Annotated in this window: 20 protein-coding genes and 4 tRNA genes; 1 reads left to right on the top strand and 23 read right to left on the bottom strand. The window is 62.7% G+C overall.

Going from position 1 to position 24,617, the window contains the following annotated elements; genetic code table 11:
• Positions 1–43 precede the first annotated feature (43 nt).
• The 23 genes from rpoC to rpe all read right to left on the bottom strand — a co-directional run bounded on the left by rpoC (position 44) and on the right by rpe (position 23,295).
• Positions 44–4,255: a DNA-directed RNA polymerase subunit beta' gene (gene rpoC, locus VITFI_RS03995; protein WP_089415888.1), complete on the bottom strand. Its 4,212-nt coding sequence runs from the start codon at positions 4,253–4,255 to the stop codon at positions 44–46.
• A 20-nt stretch (positions 4,256–4,275) separates the two neighbouring features.
• Positions 4,276–8,397: a DNA-directed RNA polymerase subunit beta gene (rpoB, locus tag VITFI_RS03990; protein ID WP_089415887.1), complete on the bottom strand. Its 4,122-nt coding sequence runs from the start codon at positions 8,395–8,397 to the stop codon at positions 4,276–4,278.
• Positions 8,398–8,713: 316 nt separating this feature from the next.
• Complete coding sequence (gene rplL / locus VITFI_RS03985; RefSeq protein ID WP_089415886.1) at positions 8,714–9,106, bottom strand: 50S ribosomal protein L7/L12; 393 nt, start codon at positions 9,104–9,106, stop codon at positions 8,714–8,716.
• Between the two features lie 45 nt (positions 9,107–9,151).
• Positions 9,152–9,661 carry a 50S ribosomal protein L10 gene (gene rplJ / locus VITFI_RS03980; RefSeq protein ID WP_089415885.1) on the bottom strand — a complete coding sequence of 170 codons (510 nt, stop codon included), beginning with the start codon at positions 9,659–9,661 and terminating at the stop codon, positions 9,152–9,154.
• A 274-nt stretch (positions 9,662–9,935) separates the two neighbouring features.
• Entirely contained in the window at positions 9,936–10,670 is a 735-nt protein-coding gene (gene rplA / locus VITFI_RS03975) for a 50S ribosomal protein L1 (protein WP_089415884.1), read from the bottom strand.
• 1 nt (position 10,671) lies between these two features.
• The gene (rplK, locus tag VITFI_RS03970) at positions 10,672–11,103 is read right to left on the bottom strand and encodes a 50S ribosomal protein L11 (RefSeq protein WP_089415883.1); all 432 of its coding nucleotides are present in this window, start codon (positions 11,101–11,103) and stop codon (positions 10,672–10,674) included.
• A gap of 146 nt (positions 11,104–11,249) precedes the next feature.
• Positions 11,250–11,783, bottom strand: a complete 534-nt coding sequence (gene nusG, locus VITFI_RS03965; RefSeq protein WP_198301709.1) for a transcription termination/antitermination protein NusG — start codon at positions 11,781–11,783, stop codon at positions 11,250–11,252.
• Between the two features lie 87 nt (positions 11,784–11,870).
• Positions 11,871–12,257, bottom strand: coding sequence for a preprotein translocase subunit SecE (gene secE / locus VITFI_RS03960; protein ID WP_089415881.1), 387 nt, complete (start codon positions 12,255–12,257; stop codon positions 11,871–11,873).
• A gap of 118 nt (positions 12,258–12,375) precedes the next feature.
• Positions 12,376–12,451 (bottom strand) — tRNA-Trp (locus VITFI_RS03955).
• Positions 12,452–12,468: 17 nt separating this feature from the next.
• Entirely contained in the window at positions 12,469–13,659 is a 1,191-nt protein-coding gene (gene tuf, locus VITFI_RS03950) for an elongation factor Tu (RefSeq protein ID WP_089415880.1), read from the bottom strand.
• Positions 13,660–13,714: 55 nt separating this feature from the next.
• Positions 13,715–13,789 (bottom strand) — tRNA-Thr (locus tag VITFI_RS03945).
• Between the two features lie 84 nt (positions 13,790–13,873).
• Positions 13,874–13,947, bottom strand: a tRNA-Gly gene (locus VITFI_RS03940).
• A gap of 35 nt (positions 13,948–13,982) precedes the next feature.
• Positions 13,983–14,068: transfer RNA gene (locus VITFI_RS03935), tRNA-Tyr, on the bottom strand.
• Between the two features lie 64 nt (positions 14,069–14,132).
• The gene (locus tag VITFI_RS03930) at positions 14,133–14,837 is read right to left on the bottom strand and encodes a uracil-DNA glycosylase (RefSeq protein WP_089415879.1); all 705 of its coding nucleotides are present in this window, start codon (positions 14,835–14,837) and stop codon (positions 14,133–14,135) included.
• Complete coding sequence (gene trpC / locus VITFI_RS03925) at positions 14,834–15,631, bottom strand: indole-3-glycerol phosphate synthase TrpC (protein WP_089415878.1); 798 nt, start codon at positions 15,629–15,631, stop codon at positions 14,834–14,836. The genes VITFI_RS03930 and trpC overlap by 4 nt, the downstream gene beginning before the upstream one ends.
• A 27-nt stretch (positions 15,632–15,658) precedes the next feature.
• Positions 15,659–16,699, bottom strand: coding sequence for an anthranilate phosphoribosyltransferase (gene trpD / locus VITFI_RS03920; RefSeq protein ID WP_089415877.1), 1,041 nt, complete (start codon positions 16,697–16,699; stop codon positions 15,659–15,661).
• Positions 16,700–16,715: 16 nt separating this feature from the next.
• On the bottom strand, positions 16,716–17,795 hold the full coding sequence (gene ltaE, locus VITFI_RS03915) for a low-specificity L-threonine aldolase (RefSeq protein WP_089415876.1): 1,080 nt from the start codon (positions 17,793–17,795) through the stop codon (positions 16,716–16,718).
• A gap of 4 nt (positions 17,796–17,799) precedes the next feature.
• Positions 17,800–18,384, bottom strand: coding sequence for an aminodeoxychorismate/anthranilate synthase component II (locus VITFI_RS03910; RefSeq protein ID WP_089415875.1), 585 nt, complete (start codon positions 18,382–18,384; stop codon positions 17,800–17,802).
• Positions 18,385–18,405: 21 nt separating this feature from the next.
• Entirely contained in the window at positions 18,406–19,032 is a 627-nt protein-coding gene (locus VITFI_RS03905; RefSeq protein ID WP_089415874.1) for a hypothetical protein, read from the bottom strand.
• Entirely contained in the window at positions 19,026–20,150 is a 1,125-nt protein-coding gene (locus VITFI_RS03900) for an AAA family ATPase (RefSeq protein WP_089415873.1), read from the bottom strand. The genes VITFI_RS03905 and VITFI_RS03900 overlap by 7 nt, the downstream gene beginning before the upstream one ends.
• 32 nt (positions 20,151–20,182) lie before the next feature.
• On the bottom strand, positions 20,183–21,661 hold the full coding sequence (gene trpE / locus VITFI_RS03895; protein WP_089415872.1) for an anthranilate synthase component I: 1,479 nt from the start codon (positions 21,659–21,661) through the stop codon (positions 20,183–20,185).
• A gap of 273 nt (positions 21,662–21,934) precedes the next feature.
• Positions 21,935–22,615, bottom strand: a complete 681-nt coding sequence (gene gph / locus VITFI_RS03890; protein WP_089415871.1) for a phosphoglycolate phosphatase — start codon at positions 22,613–22,615, stop codon at positions 21,935–21,937.
• On the bottom strand, positions 22,612–23,295 hold the full coding sequence (rpe, locus tag VITFI_RS03885; protein WP_089415870.1) for a ribulose-phosphate 3-epimerase: 684 nt from the start codon (positions 23,293–23,295) through the stop codon (positions 22,612–22,614). The genes gph and rpe overlap by 4 nt, the downstream gene beginning before the upstream one ends.
• Before the next feature lie 143 nt (positions 23,296–23,438).
• On the opposite strand from rpe, the gene VITFI_RS03880 reads away from it, so the two are divergent.
• Positions 23,439–24,587, top strand: a complete 1,149-nt coding sequence (locus VITFI_RS03880; RefSeq protein ID WP_089415869.1) for an ABC transporter substrate-binding protein — start codon at positions 23,439–23,441, stop codon at positions 24,585–24,587.
• Positions 24,588–24,617: the final 30 nt, after the last annotated feature.

Below are 24,617 nucleotides of genomic sequence, written 5' to 3'. Positions count from 1 at the left end.
CGCCTTTGCTTCAGGTCGAATCGCGCTCCCTAGAGAGCTGCGATCAAGATCCCGTTGAATCAGCCTCCAAGCTGGCCAACTGCGCCGAAGCCAACTCCTGCGCTTCTTCCAAAGCGATGCGGCGGCGCTCGGTGTCGTCCATCTCTTCCTTGGCCTTGCGGGCTTGGTGGAAAGCCATGCCAGTACCGGCCGGGATCAGGCGACCCACGATGACGTTTTCCTTCAAGCCGCGCAGCTCGTCGCGCTTGCCCATGATGGCCGCTTCGGTCAGCACGCGGGTGGTTTCCTGGAAGGAAGCCGCCGAGATGAACGAGTCGGTGGACAGCGACGCCTTGGTGATCCCCAACAGCACGTCGGCGTAGGTGGCAGGCACCTTGCCTTCCTTGCGCAGGCGCTCGTTGGTGTTGAGCAGCTCAGAACGCTCCACCTGTTCGCCAGCGATGTAGGTCGATTCGCCCGGGTTGACGATCTGCACGCGGCGCAGCATCTGGCGAACGATCACCTCGATGTGCTTGTCGTTGATCTTCACGCCCTGCAAGCGATACACGTCCTGCACTTCGTCGACGATGTAACGTGCCAGCTCTTCGATGCCCAGCAGACGCAGGATGTCCTGCGGATCGGCGGCGCCGTCGACGATCAGTTCGCCACGGTTGACCACCTGGCCTTCGTGAACCAAGATGTTCTTTTCCTTGGGCACCAGCTCTTCCCAGACCTTGCCGTCCGGGTCGGTGATCTGCAAGCGCACCTTGCCCTTGGTTTCCTTGCCGAAGGACACCGTGCCGGTCTGCTCGGCCAGCACACCCTTGTCCTTGGGCGAACGGGCTTCGAACAGCTCGGCCACACGCGGCAGACCGCCGGTAATGTCACGGGTTTTCTGGCCTTCGACCGGAATCCGTGCCAGCACTTCACCCGGCAGCAGGTTTTGGCCGTCGCGCACCTGGATCAGCGCCCCGACTTGGAAGCCGATGGTCACCGAGTGATCCGTGCCCGGAATCTTGATTTCCTGACCGTTGGCGTCCAGCAGCTTGACCTGCGGGCGCACGATCTTGGCCGCGCCACGGCGCTTCGGATCGATCACCACCAGGGTGGACAAGCCGGTGACTTCGTCCACCTGCTTGGCCACGGTCACACCTTCCTCGACGTTCTCGAACTTCGCCAAGCCAGCGAATTCCGTGATGATCGGGCGGGTCAGCGGATCCCAGTTCGCCAGCACGGTGCCAGCCTTGATCTGCTGGTCGGCCTTGATGCTCAGGATCGCGCCGTACGGCACCTTGTGACGCTCACGCTCGCGGCCATGCTGGTCGGAGATGATGATTTCGCCCGAACGCGAGATCACCACCAGCTCGCTCTTGCCGCTGGTGACGTAACGCATGGTGCTGTTGAAGCTGATGAAACCATCCGACTTCGCATCCACGCTGGAAGCCACCGCCGCACGCGAAGCCGCACCACCGATGTGGAACGTCCGCATCGTCAACTGCGTGCCCGGTTCACCGATGGACTGCGCGGCGATCACACCGACGGCCTCGCCGGTGTTGACTTGGCCGCCTCGGCCCAGATCGCGGCCATAGCACTTGGCGCACAGGCCGTAGCGGGTTTCGCAGGTGAGCGGGGTGCGCACCTTGACTTCGTCCACGCCAGCGGCTTCCAGCACGTCGAGTTTGTCTTCGTCCAGCATGGTGCCAGCCGGAAACACGACTTCCTGGGTTTCCGGGCTGACGATTTCCACCGCCGCCACCCGACCCAAGATGCGGTCGCGCAGCGATTCGATGACTTCACCGCCCTCGACCAGCGCACGCATGGCAAAGCCGTGCTCGGTGCCGCAGTCGTCTTCCACCACCACCAGGTCTTGCGTCACGTCCACCAGACGGCGGGTGAGGTAGCCGGAGTTGGCGGTCTTCAGTGCCGTATCCGCCAGGCCCTTACGAGCACCGTGGGTGGAAATGAAGTACTGCAACACGTTGAGGCCTTCACGGAAGTTCGCCGTGATGGGGGTCTCAATGATCGAGCCGTCCGGCTTGGCCATCAGGCCGCGCATCCCGGCGAGCTGGCGGATCTGAGCGGCAGAACCCCGGGCGCCCGAGTCGGCCATCATGTAGATGGAGTTGAAGGACTCCTGATCCACTTCCTTGCCGTGGCGGTCGATGACCTTTTGCTTGGAGAGCTGCGACATCATGACCTTGCCGACTTCGTCGCCGGTCTTGCCCCAGATGTCCACCACCTTGTTGTAGCGCTCACCCGCCGTCACCAAGCCCGAGGTGTACTGCTGTTCGATTTCCTTCACCTCGGCTTCGGCCTTGGCGATCAGCTCGTACTTCTTGGGCGGCACCAGCATGTCATCAATGGCGATCGAGATGCCCGCACGTGTGGCCAGACGGAAGCCGCTTTGCAGCAACTTGTCGGCGAACACCACGGTTTCCTTCAGGCCGCACTTGCGGAAGGACGCGTTGATCAAACGCGAGATTTCCTTCTTCTTCAGCGCCTTGTTGATGTTGGAGAACGGCAAACCCTTGGGCAGAATTTCGCTCAACAGCGCCCGGCCCACGGTCGTGTCCACCAGCTTCATGGTGGCGTGGAATTGGCCGCGTTCGTCCTTGTTCCACTCGGGCAGGCGCACGCTGATCTTGGCGGTCAGCTCGACGGCACCGTTATCGAGCGCACGTTGCAGCTCGACGGTGTCGGAGAAGATCATGCCTTCGCCCTTGCCGTTGGTGCGCTCGCGGGTGGCGTAGTACAGGCCCAGCACCACGTCTTGCGACGGCACGATCGACGGCTCACCCGAAGCCGGGAACAGCACGTTGTTGGAGGCCAGCATCAGCGCACGGGCTTCCATCTGCGCTTCGATGGACAGCGGCACGTGAACGGCCATCTGGTCACCGTCGAAGTCGGCGTTGAAGGCCGAGCAAACGAGCGGGTGCAGTTGGATGGCCTTGCCTTCGATCAGCACCGGCTCGAACGCCTGGATGCCCAGGCGGTGCAGCGTCGGCGCCCGGTTCAGCATGATCGGGTGTTCCTTGATGACTTCTTCAAGGATGTCCCACACCACCGGCGTGCCCGATTCCACTTCCTTCTTCGCCGCCTTGATGGTGGTGGCGATGCCCATCGCCTCCAGACGCGAGAAGATGAAGGGCTTGAACAACTCCAGCGCCATCAGCTTGGGCAGACCGCACTGGTGCAGCTTGAGGGTCGGGCCGACGGTGATCACCGAACGACCCGAGTAGTCCACGCGCTTGCCCAGCAAGTTCTGACGGAAGCGACCGCTCTTGCCCTTGATCATGTCGGCCAGCGACTTCAGAGCCCGCTTGTTGGCGCCCGTCATGGCCTTGCCACGGCGACCGTTGTCCAGCAGCGAATCGACCGCCTCTTGCAACATGCGCTTTTCGTTGCGCACGATGATCTCGGGCGCCTTCAACTCCAACAGACGCGCCAAGCGGTTGTTGCGGTTGATGACACGGCGATACAAGTCGTTCAAGTCCGACGTGGCGAAGCGGCCACCGTCCAGCGGAACGAGCGGACGCAGATCCGGCGGCAGCACCGGCAGCACGTCCATCACCATCCAGTTCGGCTTGATGCCGGACTTCTTGAAGGCTTCCATCACCTTCAGGCGCTTGGAATTCTTCTTGACCTTCAGCTCGGAGCCGGTCATGTCGTTGCGCAGGCGGTCGATCTCAACGTCGAGATCCATGTCCGCCAGCAGCTTCTGGATGCCTTCGGCGCCCATCAGCGCGACGAATTCGTCGCCGAATTCGACCCGCTTTTGCTCGTAATCGTCCTCGGTCATGATGCCGAATTTCTTCAGCGGGGTCATGCCGGGATCAACGACCACATAAGCTTCAAAGTACAGCACGCGCTCGATGTCGCGCAGCGTCATGTCCAGCACCAGGCCCAGACGCGACGGCAGCGACTTCAAGAACCAAATGTGCGCGCACGGAGCCGCCAGGTCGATGTGACCCATGCGGTCGCGACGCACCTTGGTCTGCGTCACTTCCACGCCGCACTTTTCGCAGATCACGCCACGGTGCTTCAGGCGCTTGTACTTGCCGCACAGGCACTCATAGTCCTTGATCGGGCCGAAGATCTTGGCGCAGAACAAGCCGTCACGTTCGGGCTTGAAGGTGCGGTAGTTGATCGTCTCGGGCTTTTTCACCTCGCCGAACGACCACGAGCGGATCTTCTCGGGCGAAGCCAGCCCGATTTTGATCGCGTCGAAGTGTTCATCCGGGGTGAACTGCTTGAACAGGTCCAGCAAACCTTTCATGTGTTTCTCCTGGCCTTGCCTTAGTTGCGTTCCAGCTCGATGTCGATACCGAGCGAACGGATTTCCTTCACCAGCACGTTGAACGACTCCGGCATGCCGGCGTCGATGGCGTGCTCGCCCTTGACGATGTTTTCGTACACCTTGGTGCGACCGTTCACGTCATCGGACTTCACGGTCAGCATTTCTTGCAGCACGTAGGCCGCGCCGTACGCTTCCAACGCCCACACTTCCATTTCACCGAAGCGCTGGCCACCGAACTGGGCCTTACCGCCCAACGGTTGCTGCGTCACCAGCGAGTACGGGCCGGTGGAGCGGGCGTGCATCTTGTCGTCCACCAAGTGGTGCAGCTTGAGCACGTGCATGTAGCCGACGGTGGTCGGACGCTCGAAGCGCTCGCCGGTGCGACCGTCATGCAGGTAAGCCTGGGTGCGCGACTCGGTCAGGCCCTTGCGCTTGGCGATGTCGTCCGGATACGCCAGCTTGAGCATGGCGCGGATTTCTTCTTCCTTGGCGCCGTCAAACACCGGGGTGGCGAACGGCACGCCCTTGGTCAGCTCGCGGCACATGGCGATGACTTCGTCGTCCGAGAGTTCTTCCAGGCGTTCGGTCTTGCCGCCCGACTGGTTGTACAGCTCGTCCAAGAACTTGCGCAGCTCGACCACGGCGGTTTGCTGGCGCAGCATCTCATCGATGCGCTGGCCCAGGCCCTTGCCAGCCCAACCCAAATGCACCTCCAGCACCTGACCCACGTTCATCCGCGAAGGCACGCCCAGCGGGTTGAGCACGATGTCAGCCGGGGTACCGTCGGCCATGTACGGCAGATCTTCCACCGGCACGATCTTCGACACCACACCCTTGTTGCCGTGACGACCGGCCATCTTGTCGCCCGGTTGCAGGCGGCGCTTGACGGCCAGGTAGACCTTCACCATCTTCAGCACGCCAGCGGGCAGTTCGTCGCCTTGAGTCAGCTTCTTGCGCTTTTCTTCAAAAGCGAGGTCGAAGCCGTGGCGGGTTTGCTCCAGCGAGTTCTTGATGGATTCGAGCTGGTTGGCCACCTCGTCTTCAGCCGGACGCACATCGAACCAGTGGTACTTGTCCACACCGGCCAGGTAGTCCTTGCTGATGACCGTGCCCTTGGTCAGCTTGTGCGGGCCGCCGTTGGCCACGCGGCCCACCAGCAGCTTCTCGATCCGGTCGAACGCATCGATTTCCACAATGCGCAACTGGTCGTTCAAATCCAGGCGGTAGCGCTTCAGCTCGTCGTCGATGATCTGCTGGGCGCGCTTGTCACGCTGGATGCCTTCACGGGTGAAGACTTGCACGTCAATGACGGTGCCGCTGGTGCCTTGATCGACGCGCAGCGAGGTGTCCTTCACGTCGGACGCCTTCTCACCGAAGATGGCGCGCAGCAGCTTTTCTTCCGGCGTCAGCGTGGTTTCGCCCTTCGGCGTCACCTTACCGACCAGCACGTCACCCGGGCTGACTTCCGCACCGATGTACACGATGCCCGACTCGTCCAGACGCGCCAGTTGCTGTTCGCTCAGGTTCGGAATGTCGCGGGTGATTTCTTCCGAGCCCAGCTTGGTGTCACGCGCCATGACCACCAGTTCCTCGATGTGAATCGAGGTGTAGCGGTCTTCGGCCACCACGCGCTCCGAGATCAGGATCGAATCTTCGAAGTTGTAGCCGTTCCAGGGCATGAAGGCCACCAGCATGTTCTGGCCGAGGGCCAGTTCGCCCAGGTCGGTCGAAGCGCCGTCGGCCACCACGTCACCCGAAGCCACACGGTCCCCGCGCTTGACGATCGGGCGTTGGTGGATGTTGGTGTTCTGGTTGGAACGCTGATACTTGATCAGGTTGTAGATGTCCACACCGACTTCACCGGCAGCGGTTTCCGCGTCGTTGACGCGAATCACCACGCGGTTGGTATCGACGTAGTCCACCACGCCCCCGCGACGGGCCACCACCACGGTACCCGAGTCCACCGCCGCAACGCGCTCAACGCCCGTCCCGACCATGGCTTTTTCCGGGCGCAGCGTCGGCACGGCCTGGCGCTGCATGTTGGCGCCCATCAATGCGCGGTTCGCATCATCGTGTTCGAGGAACGGCACCAGCGAGGCCGCCACCGACACGATCTGCGTCGGCGCCACGTCCATGTACTGCACGCGCTCCGGGCTGACGAACATCGATTCGCCCTTTTCACGCGCGCTCACCAGCTCGTCCGAGAGACGGCCTTGGGCGTCCAGCGTGGCGTTGGCCTGGGCGATGACGTACTTGCCTTCCTCAATGGCCGACAGGTAGTCGATCTGGTCGGTCACTTGGCCGTCCACCACGCGGCGGTACGGCGTTTCCAGGAAGCCGTACTCGTTCAGGCGAGCATACAGAGCCAGCGAGTTGATCAGGCCGATGTTCGGGCCTTCCGGCGTTTCAATCGGGCAGACGCGGCCATAGTGGGTGACGTGAACGTCACGCACTTCGAAGCCGGCGCGTTCGCGGGTCAGACCGCCCGGGCCCAGGGCGGACACGCGACGCTTGTGCGTGATTTCCGACAGCGGGTTGGTCTGATCCATGAACTGCGACAACTGCGACGCCCCGAAGAACTCCTTCAGTGCCGCAGAGATCGGCTTGGAGTTGATCAGGTCGTGCGGCATCAGGCTTTCGGTTTCAGCCTGGCCCAGACGCTCCTTCACCGCCTTTTCGATGCGGGCCAGGCCCGAGCGGTATTGGTTTTCGGCCAGTTCACCCACGCAGCGCACGCGGCGGTTGCCCAAGTGGTCGATGTCATCGACTTCGCCGCGACCGTTGCGCAGATCCACCAGGATCTTGACCACGTCGAGGATGTCCTCGTTCGACAGCGTCATCGCGCCTTCCGGCACGTTGCGGCCCACGCGGGCGTTGAACTTCATCCGGCCCACGCGCGACAGATCGTAGGTGTCGGCGCTGTAGAACAGGCGCTGGAACAGGGCTTCGACGGCGTCTTCGGTCGGCGGCTCGCCGGGGCGCATCATGCGGTAGATGGCCACGCGGGCAGCGAACTGGTCGGCGGTTTCATCTTGGGCCAGGGTCTGGCTGATGTAGGCGCCTTGATCCAGCTCGTTGGTGAAGATGCACTGGATGTCGCGGATACCAGCCGAGCGCAGCTTCTTCAGCAGCGATTCGGTCAGTTCATCGTTGGCCTTGGCGATGATTTCGCCGGTGTCCGGGTCGATCTGGTTGCGCGCCAACACGCGGCCCACCAGGAACTCTTCCGGCACGGTGACGAAGTGCGTGCCCGACTGGTCGAGCTGGCGCACATGGCGCGCCGTGATGCGCTTGTCCTTCTCGACGATGACGGCACCCGACTTGTCGGTGATGTCAAAGCGCGCCACCTCGCCCTTCAGGCGCTCGGGCACCAGCTCCATTTGAGCGCCGGTGTCCATCAGGCGGATGCTGTCGTTCTTGAAGAAGTGCGCCAGGATTTGCTCAGGGTTCAGGCCGATGGCCTTGAGCAGAATCGTCACCGGCATCTTGCGACGACGGTCGACGCGGAAGTAGAGGATGTCCTTCGGGTCGAACTCGAAGTCCAGCCACGAGCCACGGTAGGGGATGATCCGGGCCGAGAACAGCAGCTTGCCCGAGCTGTGGGTCTTGCCCTTGTCGTGCTCGAAGAACACGCCCGGCGAGCGGTGCAACTGCGACACGATCACGCGCTCGGTGCCGTTGACGATGAAGGAGCCGTAGTCGGTCATCAGGGGCACTTCGCCCATGTAGACCTCTTGCTCCTTGATCTCCTTGACCACCTTGGCGGGATGCGCCTCACGGTCATAGATGATCATTTGCAGCTTGGCACGCACGGCCGAGGCAAAGGTCAGGCCACGCTGTTGGCACTCGCGCACATCGAACGTCGGACGGGCGATGTTGTATTCGAGAAACTTCATTTCCACGAACCCGTTGTGCGAAACAATCGGGAACGCAGACAAGAACGCCGCTTGCAGACCTTCGGGCTTGCGCTGGGTCGGCGGCACCTCTTTTTGCAGGAACGCGACATAAGAATCGCGCTGCATGGTCAGCAGATAAGGGACGTTGAGAACGCTCTCACGCTTGCCGAAGCTCTTGCGGATGCGCTTGCGCTCGGTGTAGCTGTAGGGGGTTGCTTGCGCCATGGAACACTCCGTAGCGATGATGCGGGCTGGCCGATGCTCGCATCACGTCGGCGACTGGCTTTGGCAGACGCATCTCACCCGGGGAAACATCAACGCGCCGGGCAAGGGTCTGTGAAAGCTTGGTGGCTGGCCACTACCAACCGCTGGCGGACAACCTCGGCCTTGCACCGAAGTCCGACCAAACCTGGTTCCCTGCAGTCGGATCAGAGAACACTTGAAAAACGCCGCATTATCGTCTAGGCGCTTTTCAACTGCTCTCAAGCGAGAAAAGGCCGGGCGCCCTTGCGGACACCCAGCCTTCTCAGGCAAGCAGCAATTACTTGACTTCGGCCTTGGCGCCAGCGTCGGTGAGCTTCTTGACAGCAGCTTCGGCGTCGGCCTTGGGGATGGCTTCCTTGACGTTCTTCGGAGCGCCGTCCACCAGATCCTTGGCTTCCTTCAGGCCCAGACCGGTGATTTCGCGCACGGCCTTGATCACCGACACCTTTTGGGCGCCAGCTTCCAGCAGCACGACGTTGAATTCGGTCTTCTCTTCAGCGGCCGGGGCAGCAGCGCCGCCAGCAGCGCCGCCAGCAGCGCCACCAGCGGCGACAGCCATCGAAGCGGCGGACACGCCGAACTTCTCTTCAATGGCCTTCACCAGGTCATTGAGTTCCATGACGGACATGGTGTCCAGAGCGGCCAGGAAGGCGTCTTTATCGAATGCCATTTTGTGTACCTCGAAATCAGAAATTCAGTGATGGGGTGCGGGGGATCAGGCGGCCGGAGCTTCGGCGCCACCAGCACGCTTTTCGGACAGGGCAGCCAGCACGGCGGCCATGCCTTGCATCGGCGACTTGAGCAAGCCAGCCAATTGCGACAGCAGGACTTCCTTGCTCGGCACCGAGGCCAGGGCCTTGACGCCTTCGACGTCCAGAGCCTTGCCAGCGTAAGCGCCGCCCTTGATGACCAGCTTGTCGTTGGTCTTGGCGAAGTCGGCGATCACCTTGGCTGCGGCCACGGCGTCTTCAGAAAAGCCGTAGATCAGCGGGCCGACCAGGCTCTCCGACGCCACCTCGAACTGCGAGCCAGCGACGGCGCGACGAGCCAGCGTGTTCTTCAGCACGTGAAGGTACACGCCCTTGGCCCGCGCATCGACGCGCAGCTTGTTCAGGGCTTCGACGGTGAGACCACGGTACTCGGCCACCGCCAGGGTCTGGGACTTGGCAACTTGCGCTGCCACTTCCTCGATCACGGCCGCCTTTTCGTTGCGGTTGAGACTCAAGGTCTACTCCTCACTAGACGTGTCGTTTCGGCCTTGCGACCGTCTCGACACAACGGATTGCAGCGACCAAGCCGATACCGAAGCCGAAGCGCCATCACAGCAAACTTCTGTTTTCTTCTCGGCGGGGACGCCATCTGCGCTGGCTACCACAGTGCAGCGGACTGCATCGCAGCGATTAAGGCAAGCGCCAGCGGTCTTGGATGGCCCGAGCCTAAAACCTAGGTTTCAGACTCAGCCCACCAAATTCAGCGTGAATGCGTCAAGACAGCCGCATTCACGGGAGATTGCTCTCGAAGGGCCGACAGGCGGCGGTGGCAGCAGCCACCGAGCCCACGTCCACGCGGGCACCCACGCCCATGGTCGAGGACACAGCCAGCTTGCGCAGGTAAACACCCTTGCTCGAAGCCGGCTTGGCCTTGTTCAGGGCTTCCAGCAGAGCGGCCAAGTTGCCGATCAGCTTGGCGTCGTCGAACGAGCGACGGCCAATGGTGCCGTGGATGATGCCAGCCTTGTCCACGCGGAACTGCACTTGACCAGCCTTGGCGTTGCGCACAGCGGTGGCCACGTCCGGGGTCACGGTGCCGACCTTCGGGTTCGGCATCAGGCCACGCGGACCCAGGATTTGACCCAGGGTACCGACGATGCGCATGGTGTCCGGCGAAGCGATCACCACGTCAAAGTTCAAGTTGCCGGCCTTGACTTCAGCGGCCAAGTCTTCCAGACCGACCACATCGGCGCCAGCGGCGCGGGCTTCTTCAGCCTTGGCGCCTTGGGCGAACACGGCTACGCGCTTGGTCTTGCCGGTGCCGTTGGGCATCACGACGGCGCCGCGCACCACTTGATCCGACTTGCGAGCGTCCACGCCCAGTTGCACGGCCACGTCGATGGACTCGTCAAACTTGGCGGTTGCGCAGCCCTTCACCAGTTCCAGGGCTTCCTGGATACCGTACAGCTTGAGGCTGTCCACCTTGCCTTGCAGGGCCTTGGCTTTTTTGGTCAGCTTTGCCATCTCACACGCCCTCCACGATGATGCCCATCGAACGGGCCGAACCTGCGATCGTCTTCACAGCTGCGTCCATGTTGGCAGCGGTGAGGTCAGCCATCTTGGTGGTTGCAATGGCTTCGAGCTGGGCGCGGCTGATCTTGCCGACCTTCATCGAGTTGGCCTTGGGCGAACCCTTGTCCAGACCCACAGCCTTCTTGATCAGCACGGTCGCTGGGGGCGACTTCAGCACGAAGGTGAAGGACTTGTCAGCGTAGGCGGTGATCACCACCGGCAGCTTCAGGCCCGGCTCCATCCCTTGGGTCTTGGCGTTGAATTCCTTGCAGAACGCCATGATGTTCAGACCACGCTGACCCAGCGCCGGGCCAATCGGGGGAGACGGGTTGGCCTTACCGGCCGGCACTTGCAGCTTGATAAAGCCGACAATCTTCTTTGCCATGATGGCTCCTCACGAGTTCTTGCGCCTGAAGATCGCTGGCGGCGCTGTGTGGCGCGAGCCAGTGGAGCTTCAGACTCCTCGAATGTGTCCGCCCGGAAACAACAAAGGCCGCAACGCCGGGCAGGTACCCGCTGCGACCTCGAACCTTAGACTTTCTCGACTTGCGAGAAATCGAGCTCCACAGGCGTGGCGCGACCAAAAATCGTGACCGAAACGCGCACCTTGGACTTCTCGTAATTGACTTCTTCGATGGCACCGTTGAAATCTGTGAACGGGCCTTCCTTGACCCGCACCAGCTCGCCCACCTGCCACTCGACCTTGGGCCGGGGCTTTTCGATGCCTTCTTTCATCTGGTTGACGATCTTCATCACCTCGGCTTCGGAGATGGGGGCGGGACGGTTTTTAGCCCCACCCACAAAACCCGTGACCTTGCTGGTGTGCTTGACCAAGTGCCAGGACTCATCGTCCATCACCATCTCAACCAGCACATAGCCGGGGAAGAAGCGTCGCTCTGTGACCGACTTTTTACCGTTCTTCAGCTCAACCACTTCTTCGGTCGGTACCAGAATGCGACCGAACTTGGCGTGCATGCCCGAACGCTCGATGCGCTCACGAATGTTGCGCTCAACAGCTTTTTCCATGCCAGAGTAGGCATGCACCACGTACCAGCGCATCGGCACGGCAGCGGTAGAGGGAGCAGCGGGGGCGAGGTTGTCGCTCATGTCAGATCAATCGTGCAATCGTGAAGGGGATGTGCGACGCGCCAATCAGCGCTTCCAGCCCAGGATCAAGTCGTACAGTACCCACTCCAGCGTCTTGTCGGTGAGCCACAGGAACAACCCCATGAGGAACACGAAGGCGAACACGTAAGCGGTCATTTGGCCGGCTTCCTTGCGGGTCGGCCAAACCACTTTCTTGACTTCGCGCACCGACTCGTGTCCGTAGGCGATCAACTGCCGACCGGTGTCGGTCTGGAAGAACAGCGCGACCGCACCGCCCAAAACCAACAGAAAAGCCAGTACACGCAACCACATGGATTGCTGGTTCAGCAGGTAGAACGCCACCACCGCACCGATCACCAGCACGCCGGAAGTCACCAGCTTGGCTTTGTCGCCGCCAGAGGACACAGTTTCGATGGGTTGAGGAGTGGACATTGCTTAAAGACAAAACAGCAGCAAAGCCCGCCGGGCTTGACGCCTGCGGGCTGCTGGGGCCGGTCAGCACGATGCACCGACCGGTGCAGGGCTCAACGCCCTATGAAGATTCTGCCGGTGGCAGGGGCAGTAGGAATCGAACCTACAACCTTCGGTTTTGGAGACCGACGCTCTGCCAATTGAGCTATACCCCTACAGCAGACCTTGCGGTTTACTCGATGATCTTGGCAACGACGCCGGCGCCGACGGTGCGGCCACCTTCACGGATGGCGAAGCGCAGACCTTCTTCCATGGCGATCGGGGCGATCAGCTTGACGGTCATCTGCACGTTGTCACCCGGCATCACCATTTCTTTGTCCTTGGGCAGCTCAACGGCGCCGGTGACATCGGTGGTGCGGAAGTAGAACTGCGGGCGGTAGTTGTTGAAGAACGGGGTGTGACGGCCACCTTCGTCCTTGGACAACACGTACACCTCGGCGGTGAAGTGGGTGTGCGGCTTGATGGAGCCCGGCTTGCACAGCACTTGGCCGCGCTCGACGTCTTCACGCTTGGTGCCGCGCAGCAGGATACCGACGTTGTCGCCGGCTTGACCTTGATCCAGCAGCTTGCGGAACATTTCCACGCCGGTGCAGGTGGTCTTGACGGTGGCGCGGATACCGACGATTTCGATTTCTTCGCCGACCTTGACGATGCCACGCTCAACACGGCCAGTCACCACGGTGCCACGACCGGAGATCGAGAACACGTCTTCCACAGGCATCAGGAAGGTGCCATCCACGGCGCGCTCAGGCGTCGGGATGTAGCTGTCCAGTGCATCGGCCAAGCGCATGATGGCGGCTTCGCCCAGTTCGCTTTGGTCGCCTTCGAGTGCCAGCTTGGCCGAGCCCTTGACGATCGGGGTGTCGTCGCCGGGGAAGTCGTACTTGGAGAGCAGCTCGCGCACTTCCATTTCGACCAGTTCCAGCAGTTCCTCGTCGTCCACCATGTCGCACTTGTTCAGGAACACGATGATGTAGGGAACGCCCACTTGGCGGGCCAGCAGGATGTGCTCACGGGTTTGGGGCATCGGGCCGTCAGCGGCCGAGCACACCAGGATGGCGCCGTCCATCTGGGCGGCACCCGTGATCATGTTCTTCACATAGTCGGCGTGACCCGGGCAGTCCACGTGAGCGTAGTGGCGGTTGGCCGTTTCGTACTCAACGTGCGCGGTGTTGATGGTGATGCCGCGAGCCTTCTCTTCCGGAGCGGCGTCGATCTGGTCGTAGGCCTTGGCTTCGCCGCCGAACTTCTTGGACAGGATCGTGGTGATCGCAGCCGTCAGGGTGGTCTTGCCGTGGTCAACGTGACCGATGGTGCCCACGTTCACGTGCGGCTTGGTCCGTTCGAACTTTTCCTTTGCCATCTTGCACTCCTTGGAGCGTTCGATTCAGAACGACGATCTGGGGAAGAAATGAGGGTGGTGCCCATGGCGCGGATCGAACGCGCGACCTCTCCCTTACCAAGGGAGTGCTCTACCACTGAGCCACATGGGCATCGGCACAAGATTGAATCCGCGCTTTGTGACGCTGGCACCAATCTTGTGCCGACTTTGCAACAACGACCTTGAGCACCTTCGCTGGAGCGGGAAACGGGAATCGAACCCGTGTCATTAGCTTGGAAGGCTAAGGTTCTACCATTGAACTACTCCCGCCAGGGAATGGCTCTCTGGCCGATGAATGTTCTGCTTGGTGGAGGAGGCTGGATTCGAACCAGCGTAGGCGTAAGCCAACAGATTTACAGTCTGCCCCCTTTAGCCACTCGGGCACCCCTCCGTAGCAGAGTCATCTACTATAGCAGCAATGGATTTCAAATCGCAAGTGCTGCCCGCGAAATATCCTAGCTTTTTACTCGCCAATCCATCGGTGTGACAGCTTGAACGGCACGGAAATGCCCACACCCGATGAAGGGCACCGGCAGCCGACGCGCCGACAGCGGCGACGGGTGATTGGCTTGCAACAGCACGTGCCGCCCCGATGCCATCGCTTCAATCAGCGGGGCCTTGGCTTGGGCGTGTGCGCCCCAGAGCATGAACACCACCGGTTCGGGTTTGGCGGCCACGGCTTGGATGAGCACATCGGTAAGTGCTTCCCAGCCGCGTTTGGCGTGGCTGGCGGGTTGGCCGTCTTCCACCGTCAAGCTGGTGTTGAGCAGCAGCACGCCTTGTGCGGCCCAGTCGCCTAAGTGGCCATGGGTAGGCAGCGGCAGGCCCAAGTCGCGCTCCAGCTCGACGAAGATGTTGCGCAAGCTGGGCGGCAGCTTCACGCCTCGGGGCACCGAGAACGCCAGCCCTTCGGCTTGCCCCGGCCCGTGGTACGGGTCTTGGCCCAGGATCACCACCCGCACCGCTTCCAGCGGCGTCAATTCCAACGCTTTGAACGGTGTGGCCGGGTAGATCATGGCGCCCGCCGCTTGGCGCTCGGCAACGAAACGCAGCAGCCGCTGGCCTTCGGCACTGGCTCGCCACGCCTCGGTCACGCTGTGCCACGCGCCGCTGATGCGATCCAGGCAAGCGTCCAGCGGCTCGCTCAGTCGATTGCTCATGCGAACAACTCAGCCAGCGCGGCGCCGGGGTCGGCGGCGCGCATGAAGGCTTCGCCGACGAGGAAGGCATTCACGTCGGCAGCGCGCATCTGCTGCACGTCGGCGCGGCTGAGGATGCCGGATTCGGTCACCAGCAGCCGATCCGCTGGCACACGCGGCAGCAAGCCCAGCGTGGTGTTCAGCGTGACGTCAAACGTCCGCAGGTTGCGGTTGTTGATGCCCAGCAGCGGCGTTCTCAGCTTCAGCGCCCGCTCCAGCTCCTCACCGTCGTGGACTTCCACCAGCACGTCCAAGCCCAGCGCCAGAGCGGTGGCTTCCAAGTCGGCCATCTGCGCATCGTCCAGACAGGCAGCGATGAGGAGGATGGCGTCGGCGCCCATCGCCCGGGCGTCGAACACTTGGTACGGGTCGACGATGAAGTCTTTGCGGATCACCGGCAGGCTGCACGCGGCGCGGGCTTCGCGCAGATAGGCTTCGCTGCCTTGGAAGAAGCGCTCGTCGGTCAGCACACTCAGGCAGGCCGCGCCGTGGCGGGCGTAGCTGGCGGCGATCTCGGCAGGCACGAAGTGCTCACGCAGCACGCCTTTGCTCGGGCTGGCCTTCTTCACTTCGGCGATCACGGCGGGCAGGCCAGCGGCCACCTTGGCGCGCAGGGCGGCGGCAAAACCGCGCGTCGGCTCGGTACGGCTTTCGGCTTCGGCCCGCAGGCTGGCGAGTGAACGGCGTACGCTGGCGGCGGCCACTTCCTCGTGCTTGACGGTGACGATGCGTTGCAGGATGTCGGGAGTGGACATCGGGGTCTCTCTTTCGCTCAAGAAGGCTCAGGCCGCCGTCGGGCGCAGGCGGTTCGTGACTTCCACAAACTGGCTCAGCTTGGCCAGCGCCGCGCCCGAAGCCACGGCTTCACGCGCCCGCTTCACGCCTTCTTCAATGCTCGCGGCCACGCCGCCGGCGTAAATCGCCGCGCCAGCGTTCAGCAGCACGATGTCGCGCACGGGGCCGTCCTCATTGCTGAGGGCGCGGCGCACGCAGTCCACCGACTCTTGTTGATTCGCCACGCGCAACACACGGGTGTCGTACACCGGCAGGCCGAAGTCGCTGGGGTGGACGCGGTATTCGCTCACCTGGCCGTTTTTCAGCTCGCCGACCAGCGTTTCGCCCGAGAGCGAAATTTCATCCATGCCGTTCATGCCGTGGACGATGAGCACATGCTCGGAGCCCAAGCGTTGCAGCACGCGCACCTGGATGCCCACCAGATCGGGGTGGAACACGCCCATCACTTGGTTCGGCGCGCCGGCCGGGTTGGTCAGCGGCCCCAGGATGTTGAAGATGGTGCGCACGCCCAGCTCACGGCGCACAGGCGCGGCGTGTTTCATCGACGGGTGGTGGTTCGGCGCGAACATGAAGCCGATGCCGCACTCCGCCAAACACTGCGCCACCTGCGCGGGCGGCAGGTTGATGTTGGCGCCCAGGGCTTCCAGCACATCGGCTGAACCGCTGGTGGAGGACACACTGCGCCCGCCGTGCTTGGCCACTTTGGCGCCCGCCGCAGCGGCCACAAAGGTGGCAGTGGTGGAAATGTTGAAGGTGTGGGCACCGTCACCGCCGGTGCCGCACATGTCCACCAGGCCAGTGCGATCGGCCAGCGGCACGGGCGTGGCGAACTCGCGCATCACCTGCGCGGCGGCGGTGATTTCGCCGATGCTTTCCTTCTTCACGCGCAGGCCCACGGCCAACGCGGCGATCATCACCGGCGACATCTCGCCGCTCATGATGCGGCGCATCAGCGTCAGCATCTCGTCGTGGAAGATTTCGCGGTGTTCGATGACGCGGCTCAGCGCGTCCACATTGCTGATGCTCATGGGCACGTCCTTGGGTTCAGAGCAGAAATTCGGCGGCAGCGGCGAGGGCGCGATCCACGCCCGCCGCGTCCACATCCAGATGGGTGACGAAACGCAGGCCGATGAGGCCCGTGGCCAGCACGCCGCGTGTGCGCAGGTGTTCCAGCAGCGCGGCGCCGCACCCATCGGCCACCTCGGCGAACACGATGTTGGTTTGCGGCGGCGTCACCGTGATGCCAGGCAGCGCGGCCAGCCCTTCGGCCAAACGGCGCGCCAGGGCATGATCGTCCGCCAAGCGGTGAACGTGGTGTTCCAGCGCGTGCAGCGCACCTGCGGCCAGCAAACCGACTTGGCGCATCCCGCCGCCCGTCATCTTGCGGGCGCGTTTGGCCTGTTCGATGAAAGCGCGTGAGCCGCACAGCGCCGAGCCGACCGGCGCGCCCAGCCCTTTGCTGAAGCAAACGGAGACGCTGTCGAAGTGGCTGGCGATCTGGCGTGCGGCGGCGTACGGGTCACCGCCCGCACCGGCGGTGGCAACAGCGGCGTTGAACAGCCGTGCTCCGTCCAGATGGGTGTTGAGGCCGCGCTGGCGTGCCAGCGCCGTGGCTTCGGCCAGGTAATCCAAGCCCAGCACCTTGCCGTTCCAGGTGTTCTCCAGGCACAGCAAGCGGCTTCGGGCGAAATGCACATCGTCGGGTTTGATGGCCGCAGCGATGTCGGCCAGCGCCAGCTCGCCGCCTGGCTGCTGCACGAGCGGCTGCGGCTGGATGCCGCCCAGCACCGCCGCGCCACCGCCTTCGTAGCGGTAGGTGTGCGCCAGTTGGCCGACGAGGTATTCGTCCCCGCGTCCGCAGTGCGTCAGCAGCGCGCACAGGTTGCTGGCAGTGCCGCTGGGCATGAAGAGCGCCGCCTCGAAGCCCAGCAACTCGGCGATGCGGGCTTGCAGCGCGTTCACCGTCGGGTCATCGCCGAACACATCGTCGCCCAGCTCGGCGGCGAGCATGGCTTGGCGCATCGCGGGCGTGGGGCGGGTAACGGTGTCGCTGCGCAAGTCCACCAGCGGCAGGCCGGATGCGGGGGCCGGCGCAGCGGCGCTGGCGTAGTTCACGCTGCTCATGGTTTCAACGCCCCATCTTCACGAAGTTGCGCAGCATGGCGTGGCCGTGCTCGCTCAGAATCGATTCGGGGTGGAACTGCACACCCTCCAGCGGCGTGGCCGTGCCGGCCAGCTCGCGGTGGCGCACGCCCATGATTTCGCCGTCTTCCGAGCGCGAAGTCACCACCAGCTCCTTCGGCATGGTGGACTCTTCGATGGCCAGCGAGTGATAGCGAATCACCGTGAAGTTCGTCGGCAAATCGGCGTAAACGCCTTGGCCGTCGGTGGTGAGGACGCTGGTTTTGCCGTGCATCTGCGTCTTGGCGCGGATGATGCGTCCGCCCAGCGCCGCGCCAATGCTTTGATGCCCCAGGCACACGCCCAGGATGGGCAGCTTGCCGGTGAAGTGTTGGATGGCCGGCACGCAGATGCCCGCCTCCGCCGGCGAGCACGGGCCGGGCGACAGCACCAGCCGATCCGGGCGCAAATCGGCGATGCCTTCCAGGGTGATTTCGTCGTTGCGCACCACGCGCACCTCCTCGCCCAGCTCACCGAAGTACTGCACGAGGTTGAAGGTGAACGAGTCGTAGTTGTCGATCATCAGCAGCATGATGGCTCTAACCTTTTGATGTCAGCGGATGTGCTTCTGCACACCCCAATTCAGTTTTCGACCGGTGTCGCGTTGCGGGACAGGTTCAGCAACGCATCGTGAAACGTCTTTGCACTTTGGCAAGCCGGGTGAGTGGCCGCATTGGCGATCTGGAAGTTCAACGCCTCGCAAAACCGCTTGGCAAAAATCACCTTGCTGGGGCCGGGGCCGCGTGCGCCCTGTTGTCGCGCCACCTCTTTGAGCCAGTCCCACGGCATGCCTGGGCGTTTGCTCTGGCGAAGCCTCCACAAAAGCGGGTTGCTTCAGCCAAGCGCGCATGGCCTCGGTATCGGCCAAAAACCAAGCTTCCAACGCTTTGACGGCCACAAAGATCAGCGAGGTATGGGTGTCCGTGATGCGCACCTTCACCGTTTCAATGTCCGGGGCCGTCTCCAAGTCGGTGAGCACCACCACATGATCGGGCTGGCTTTTGGTCAAGGTCGCCACCATCGACGCCATGTGCTGAGGCAACAAGTTGCCCCCTCCTCTGGCGTTGATGACCGGACGGCAAATCTCCAACCCCTGCGCATTGGCCCAGCGTTTGAAGTTGGCGGACTCGACCATGATTTTTTCCGAGTCCCCTTCGACGATGAAACCGAGCCTCACCATGGCAGCCCTCCATCGAACAGGTTCATCAGCCAAGCCGTGTCCAGGTTGATTGGCCCCAGACCTGCGCTGCTTTTGGCGGCGTTTTTGGCCACCGTCTTGCCGTCTACCTTGTTCATCAACCACAGCTCGTCTTCGCGGCAGGCGCGCACCAGGGATTCGCTGTGCGTCGTCACGAAAACCGGGTGTTCGATGCTGGCACTCTGGCGCATCAAATCGACCAGCGCCTCGATGCCCTTCGGATGCAACCCGCGCTCGGGCTCTTCGATCAGGGTGATGCCGACGCTTTTGGCCCGGCTCAACACCGCCGTCATGATGCACAGCGCATAGATGGTGCCGTCGGAAATGAGGTGGGCGGGAAAGTGCGCCTTCGTCCCCTCCTCCTTGAACTTGATGACCGTGCCCCCACTGAGGCGATCCGGCTCGGCCCGCACCTGCTCCATGCCCGGCACCAGCAAGCTCATCCAATCCAGCACCTGGGTTCGGAACTCGTCGTCCTTCTCCAGCGCGGCCAGCATGGTGGCGACGTTGTGCCCGTTGGGATGCAGCGCGGTGGTGTCGGCACTGGAACCATCCGGCTCCTTAGCCCCCAACGGATCAAAGCGAAAAACCTCGATATTCGTCAGGAAGTTGTACAAACTCAGCTCACCTTGGGTGAACAGCAAGGCCGACATGTCCGACGGAAACCTCTCGATCGTCGTCGGGCTGACGGTCTCGTCACCTACCGTGTAAAGCTGCGGAAATCCCCCCTTTTTGCGTTCCAGCCGCTTGTGGCCCTCGACTTCCAGCAGCTCTTCCACCTTCGGTTCCGAATCCATATCGTGAACCTTCAGGGTGTAAGCCACACATCGCTCGCTCATTCGCGCTTGCAAAGCGAAAGTGAACGTGCGGGCATTGGCCTTGCGCAGTTTGTAGCAATGCACCTGGGCAAAGCCACGGAATTGCCGCAGGGCCTTGATGGCCCCAAGCTCCACCACCGCGCCGGCAAACGTCAGCGCATCCATCCAGTTGCTTTTGCCCGAGCCGTTCGGGCCGGCAAATGCGCTGAAAGGCGTCAGCCCGTCAAATTCGAGACCTGCAACGCTCTTGAAGCCGGAAATTTTGATGCGCTCGATGTTCATTGCGTCATCCTTCTTCCCAGGCGAGCCTGATTTCAGAATCCTTCTTCCACCAGCTCAGCCGCCCGAATCACCGCCCGCGCCTTCTGCTCGGTTTCTTTCCACTCCAGCTCGGGCACCGAATCGGCCACCACGCCGGCGCCGGCCTGCACGTAAAGCACGTTGTCCTTGACGATGCCGGTACGGATGGCAATGGCCACATCCATGTCCCCTGCAAAACTCAGGTAACCCACCGCACCGCCATAGATGCCGCGCTGGCTGATTTCCAGCTCGTCGATGATTTCCATCGCGTGAATCTTGGGCGCGCCGCTCAGCGTGCCGGCAGGGAAGCTGGCTTTGAGCACATCCAAGCTCGTCAAGCCGTCCTTCAGCCGTCCCTCGACGTTGCTGACGATGTGCATCACATGCGAATAACGCTCGATGCCAAACGCCTCCGTCACCTTCACCGAACCGGTCTGGGCGATGCGGCCCACGTCGTTGCGCGCCAGGTCAATCAGCATGACGTGCTCGGCGCGCTCCTTGGCGTCGGCCAGCAAATCGGCTTCGAGCTGGCGATCGGCGTCCGGCGTGGTGCCGCGTGGGCGGGTGCCGGCAATCGGGCGAATGGTGACGATTTCGCCTTCCTCGCCGCGATGCTCCTGGCGCACCAAAATTTCCGGGCTGGAGCCGACGATCTGGAAGTCCCCCATGTCGTAGTAATACATGTAGGGCGAGGGGTTGAGCGAACGCAGCGCACGGTACAGGCTGAGCGGCGATTCGGTGTAACGCTTCTTCAAGCGCTGCCCGATGACGATCTGCATGCAATCCCCAGCGGCGATGTACTCCTTGGCCTTGAGCACCGCACGCTCGAAATCCGCCTTGGCGAACTCACGCTCCACCGGGTAACTCGGCCCGCGTTTCACCTGCGGGGCGGTGACGCTGTAGCGCAGCTTGTCCGCCAACTCGGCCAGGCGACGCTTGGCGCTGAAGTAGGCTTCCGGCGTCTTCGGGTTGGCCCAGACGATGAGGTAGAGCCGGCCCGAGAGGTTGTCGATCACCGCCAGTTCTTCGGTTTGCAAGAGCTGGATGTCCGGCGTGCCAATGCCGCCCGGTTTCACCACCCCGGCGAGCTTCTTCTCGATGAAACGCACGGTTTCGTAGCCGAAGTAACCGGCCAAGCCACCGCAAAAACGCGGCAGCCCCGGTGGCAGCAGCGGCTTGAAGCGCGCTTGGTAGGCGGCGATGAAGTCCAGCGGGTTGCCTTCGTTCACTTCCACCACCTGGCCGTCGGTGACGACTTCGGACTTCATGCCCGTGGCCCGCACCAGCGTGCGCGCCGGCAGGCCAATGAAGGAGTAGCGCCCGAAGCGCTCGCCGCCGACCACGGATTCGAGCAAGAAGGAGTTCTTCTGCCCGCCCGCCAGCTTCAGATAGAGCGAGAGCGGGGTTTCCAGATCGGCAAACGCCTCGGCAATGAGCGGGATGCGGTTGTAGCCCTGCTCGGCCAGGCTCTTGAATTCAAGTTCGGTGATCACGGTGCAATCCTTTCGCAAACCCGCTCGGGCTGCGCCCAGGCACGCCGCAGCGCAACCGAAGACGCAGGCCCGCCCACGGGCCAGACAATTCGAGGGGAATCAAAAGAGAAGACCGACGCCAGACGGTGGCGGCGGCAAACGGACGCAACGAGCCGCAGTGGGCTCAAACCAGCGACCAGCGACGCCAGGGCCAGGCTCCCCGGTCGTGTGTCGACGCCATCCGTTTGCGAGAGGTGAACATAGGCCGGCGAGTGTAGCAGCGGCCTCCCGGCTTCAGGCAAGCGGCACGAGTTGATCCAGCCGTGCGCACACCCCATCCGCCCCCAGATCGTCCACCGACCGACCGTGGTTGTAGCCATACGGCACCAGCACCACGGCACAGCCAGCGGCGCGGGCGGCCTGTAAATCGTTGCTGGAATCACCCACCATCAGCGTGCGTGCCGGCGTCACGCCCAGGGCTTCACAGGTTTTGAGCAAGGGCATCGGATCGGGCTTTTTGCGCGGGTGCGCGTCGCCGCCCACGGTCAGGGTGAAAAATGCGCTCAAGCCTTTGCGTTCCAGCAAGCCGGTGGCGAATGCGCCGGGCTTGTTGGTCAGGCACGCAAGTTGAAAACCCGCCTGCTGCCACAAGGTCAGCGCTTCGACCACCCCGTCGTACACCCGCGCATGCTCGCCGTTGATCGCCAAGTAAATGCGCTGGTAACGCTCCCACGCCTCATCGAAACGCTCGGCCAGCGCCCCCACCTGCGCCAGCGTGCTGCGAATCAGGTGCTCGGAGCCTTTGCCCACGGTGTGTTCGATGAAAGCACGCGGCACCGCCGGCAACGCCATCTCCGCCAGCATGGCGTTGAGGACGGCGTCGAAGTCCCCCAAGGTGTCCACCATCGTGCCGTCCAGATCGACCAGCACGGCATCGAAACGGGCACGACTCAGCGAAAACGGCGGGGGGGTCATGCCGCCAGCTCGGCACGCATGGCGTCGATCACCGCCTTGTAATCGGGCTTGCCGAAAATGGCGCTGCCGGCCACAAAGGTGTCGGCGCCAGCGTCGGCGATGCGGCGAATGTTGTCCGTCTTCACCCCGCCGTCGATTTCCAAGCGGATGTCCCGGCCCGACGCATCGATGATTTTGCGCACCTTCTCCGCCTTGCGCAGGGTGCTTTCAATGAAGCTTTGGCCGCCGAAACCGGGGTTGACGCTCATCAGCAGCACCACATCCACCTTGTCGATCACCCATTCGAGCACGTCCACCGGCATGGCCGGGTTGAACACCAAACCGGCTTGCACGCCTTCCGCCTTGATGAGTTGCAGGGTGCGGTCTACATGGGTGGACGCATCCGGGTGGAAGGTGATGATGTCGGCGCCGGCCTTGCAGAACGCTTGGGCCAGGGCATCCACCGGCTGCACCATCAAGTGGACGTCGATGGGCGCGGGCGTGCCGTCGGGTTTGACGGCGTGCTTTTTGAGCGCTTCACACACCATCGGGCCGAAGGTCAGGTTGGGCACGTAATGGTTGTCCATCACGTCGAAGTGAATCCAATCTGCGCCAGCGGCGAGCACGTTGCGCACCTCCTCGCCCAAGCGGGCAAAGTCGGCCGAGAGGATGCTGGGGGCAATGCGGTAAGTGGTGCTCATGGCGCAGGAGGACGGGCGTCCAAAAGAGGAAAGGTCGGGAATTCTAAAAAACCCCGCACCGCCTTCACTGACCCAGGGATTCCCCTATGCCATGATTTCAGGTTTTGACATCCGACTCCATAAACCGAAAAGAGGGACAACGCATGACCGATTCTGCGCACCTTTCGCGTCGCCAATGGCTGGCGGCCACGGCACTGGCTGGCTGGGCAGCCCCCAGCGCAGCACAAAACAACAGCGTTGCCATCGGCATGGTGCGCCCGTTAACCGGGCCGCTCAAAGAGGTCGCACAAGGTTATTTGGAAACGGTGCGCGCCACCCTGAATGTGGTCAACGCCCAAGGCGGCGTCCACGGCACACGCCTCGACCTCGTCGCTTTGGACGACATGGGCGATCCCAAACGCACCACCGAGCAAGCCCGTGCCTTGGTGAGCAATCCGAGCGTGGTGGCCGTGGCAGGCATCGCCGGCACGGGCAACGTGATGGGTGCGGCCCCCGTGCTGCAAGCCGGTGGCTTGGCACTGGTGGGCCCCTTCACCGGCTCGGAGCTGCTGCACGATGTCACGAAGTACCGCAACATCTTCCACATCCGCGCCAGCTACCGCGACGAAATCGACGTCCTGGGTGAAACCATCGTGGCTCGCCATGCCCGGGGGCAAGTCGTCGTGTTTTACCAAGAGGACACGTTTGGCCAGGGGGCGTACACCACGTTAGGCCACTACATCGCCCGCACGGCCCCCCACATGAAAGTGAGTGCGTTCAAGTTCGACCGCAACACCGGGCGGGTGGCCAACCCGCAAGCCGCTTCCCTGGCCCTGCAAAGTGCCGACGGCGTGCTGCTGCTGGCGGCCCCGCGCTCTGCGGTTCAACTGCTGGAAATGACGCGCCAGCAACGCAGCAGCGCCACGGTGTACACCCTGTCGGTGGTGGACGCGCTGGCGCTGGTAAAGGGAGCGGGGGCCAAAGCGGCCTCTGGCACCCTCATCAGCCAGGTGGTGCCCAATCCCAAAAAGAGCCCATTGCCGCTGGTGCGGGAGTACCGCCATCTGGCGGAAACGTCGCAACTGCCGTTGAGTTACGCTGGGTTGGAGGGTTACATCAGCATCCGCGTCATCATCGAAGCGCTGCGCCGCACCAAAGCGCCCATCACGCGGGACAAAGTCATGACAGCGCTGGAAGACTTTGGCAAGGTGGACTTGGCCGGCTTCGCCTTGCAATTCACGCGCAAGTCTCACAGCGGCTCCCGGTTCGTGGACACGGCCATGATCAACCCCACGGGCTCGATCATCGACTGACGAAACACACAAGCCGCCGTGCATGCGAGG

Origin of the sequence: Vitreoscilla filiformis, assembly GCF_002222655.1 — a bacterium.
GTDB classification, from domain to species: domain Bacteria; phylum Pseudomonadota; class Gammaproteobacteria; order Burkholderiales; family Burkholderiaceae_C; genus Ideonella; species Ideonella filiformis.
Note: the sequence above shows the minus strand (reverse complement) of the source record. Positions and strands in the feature narration are given on the sequence as shown.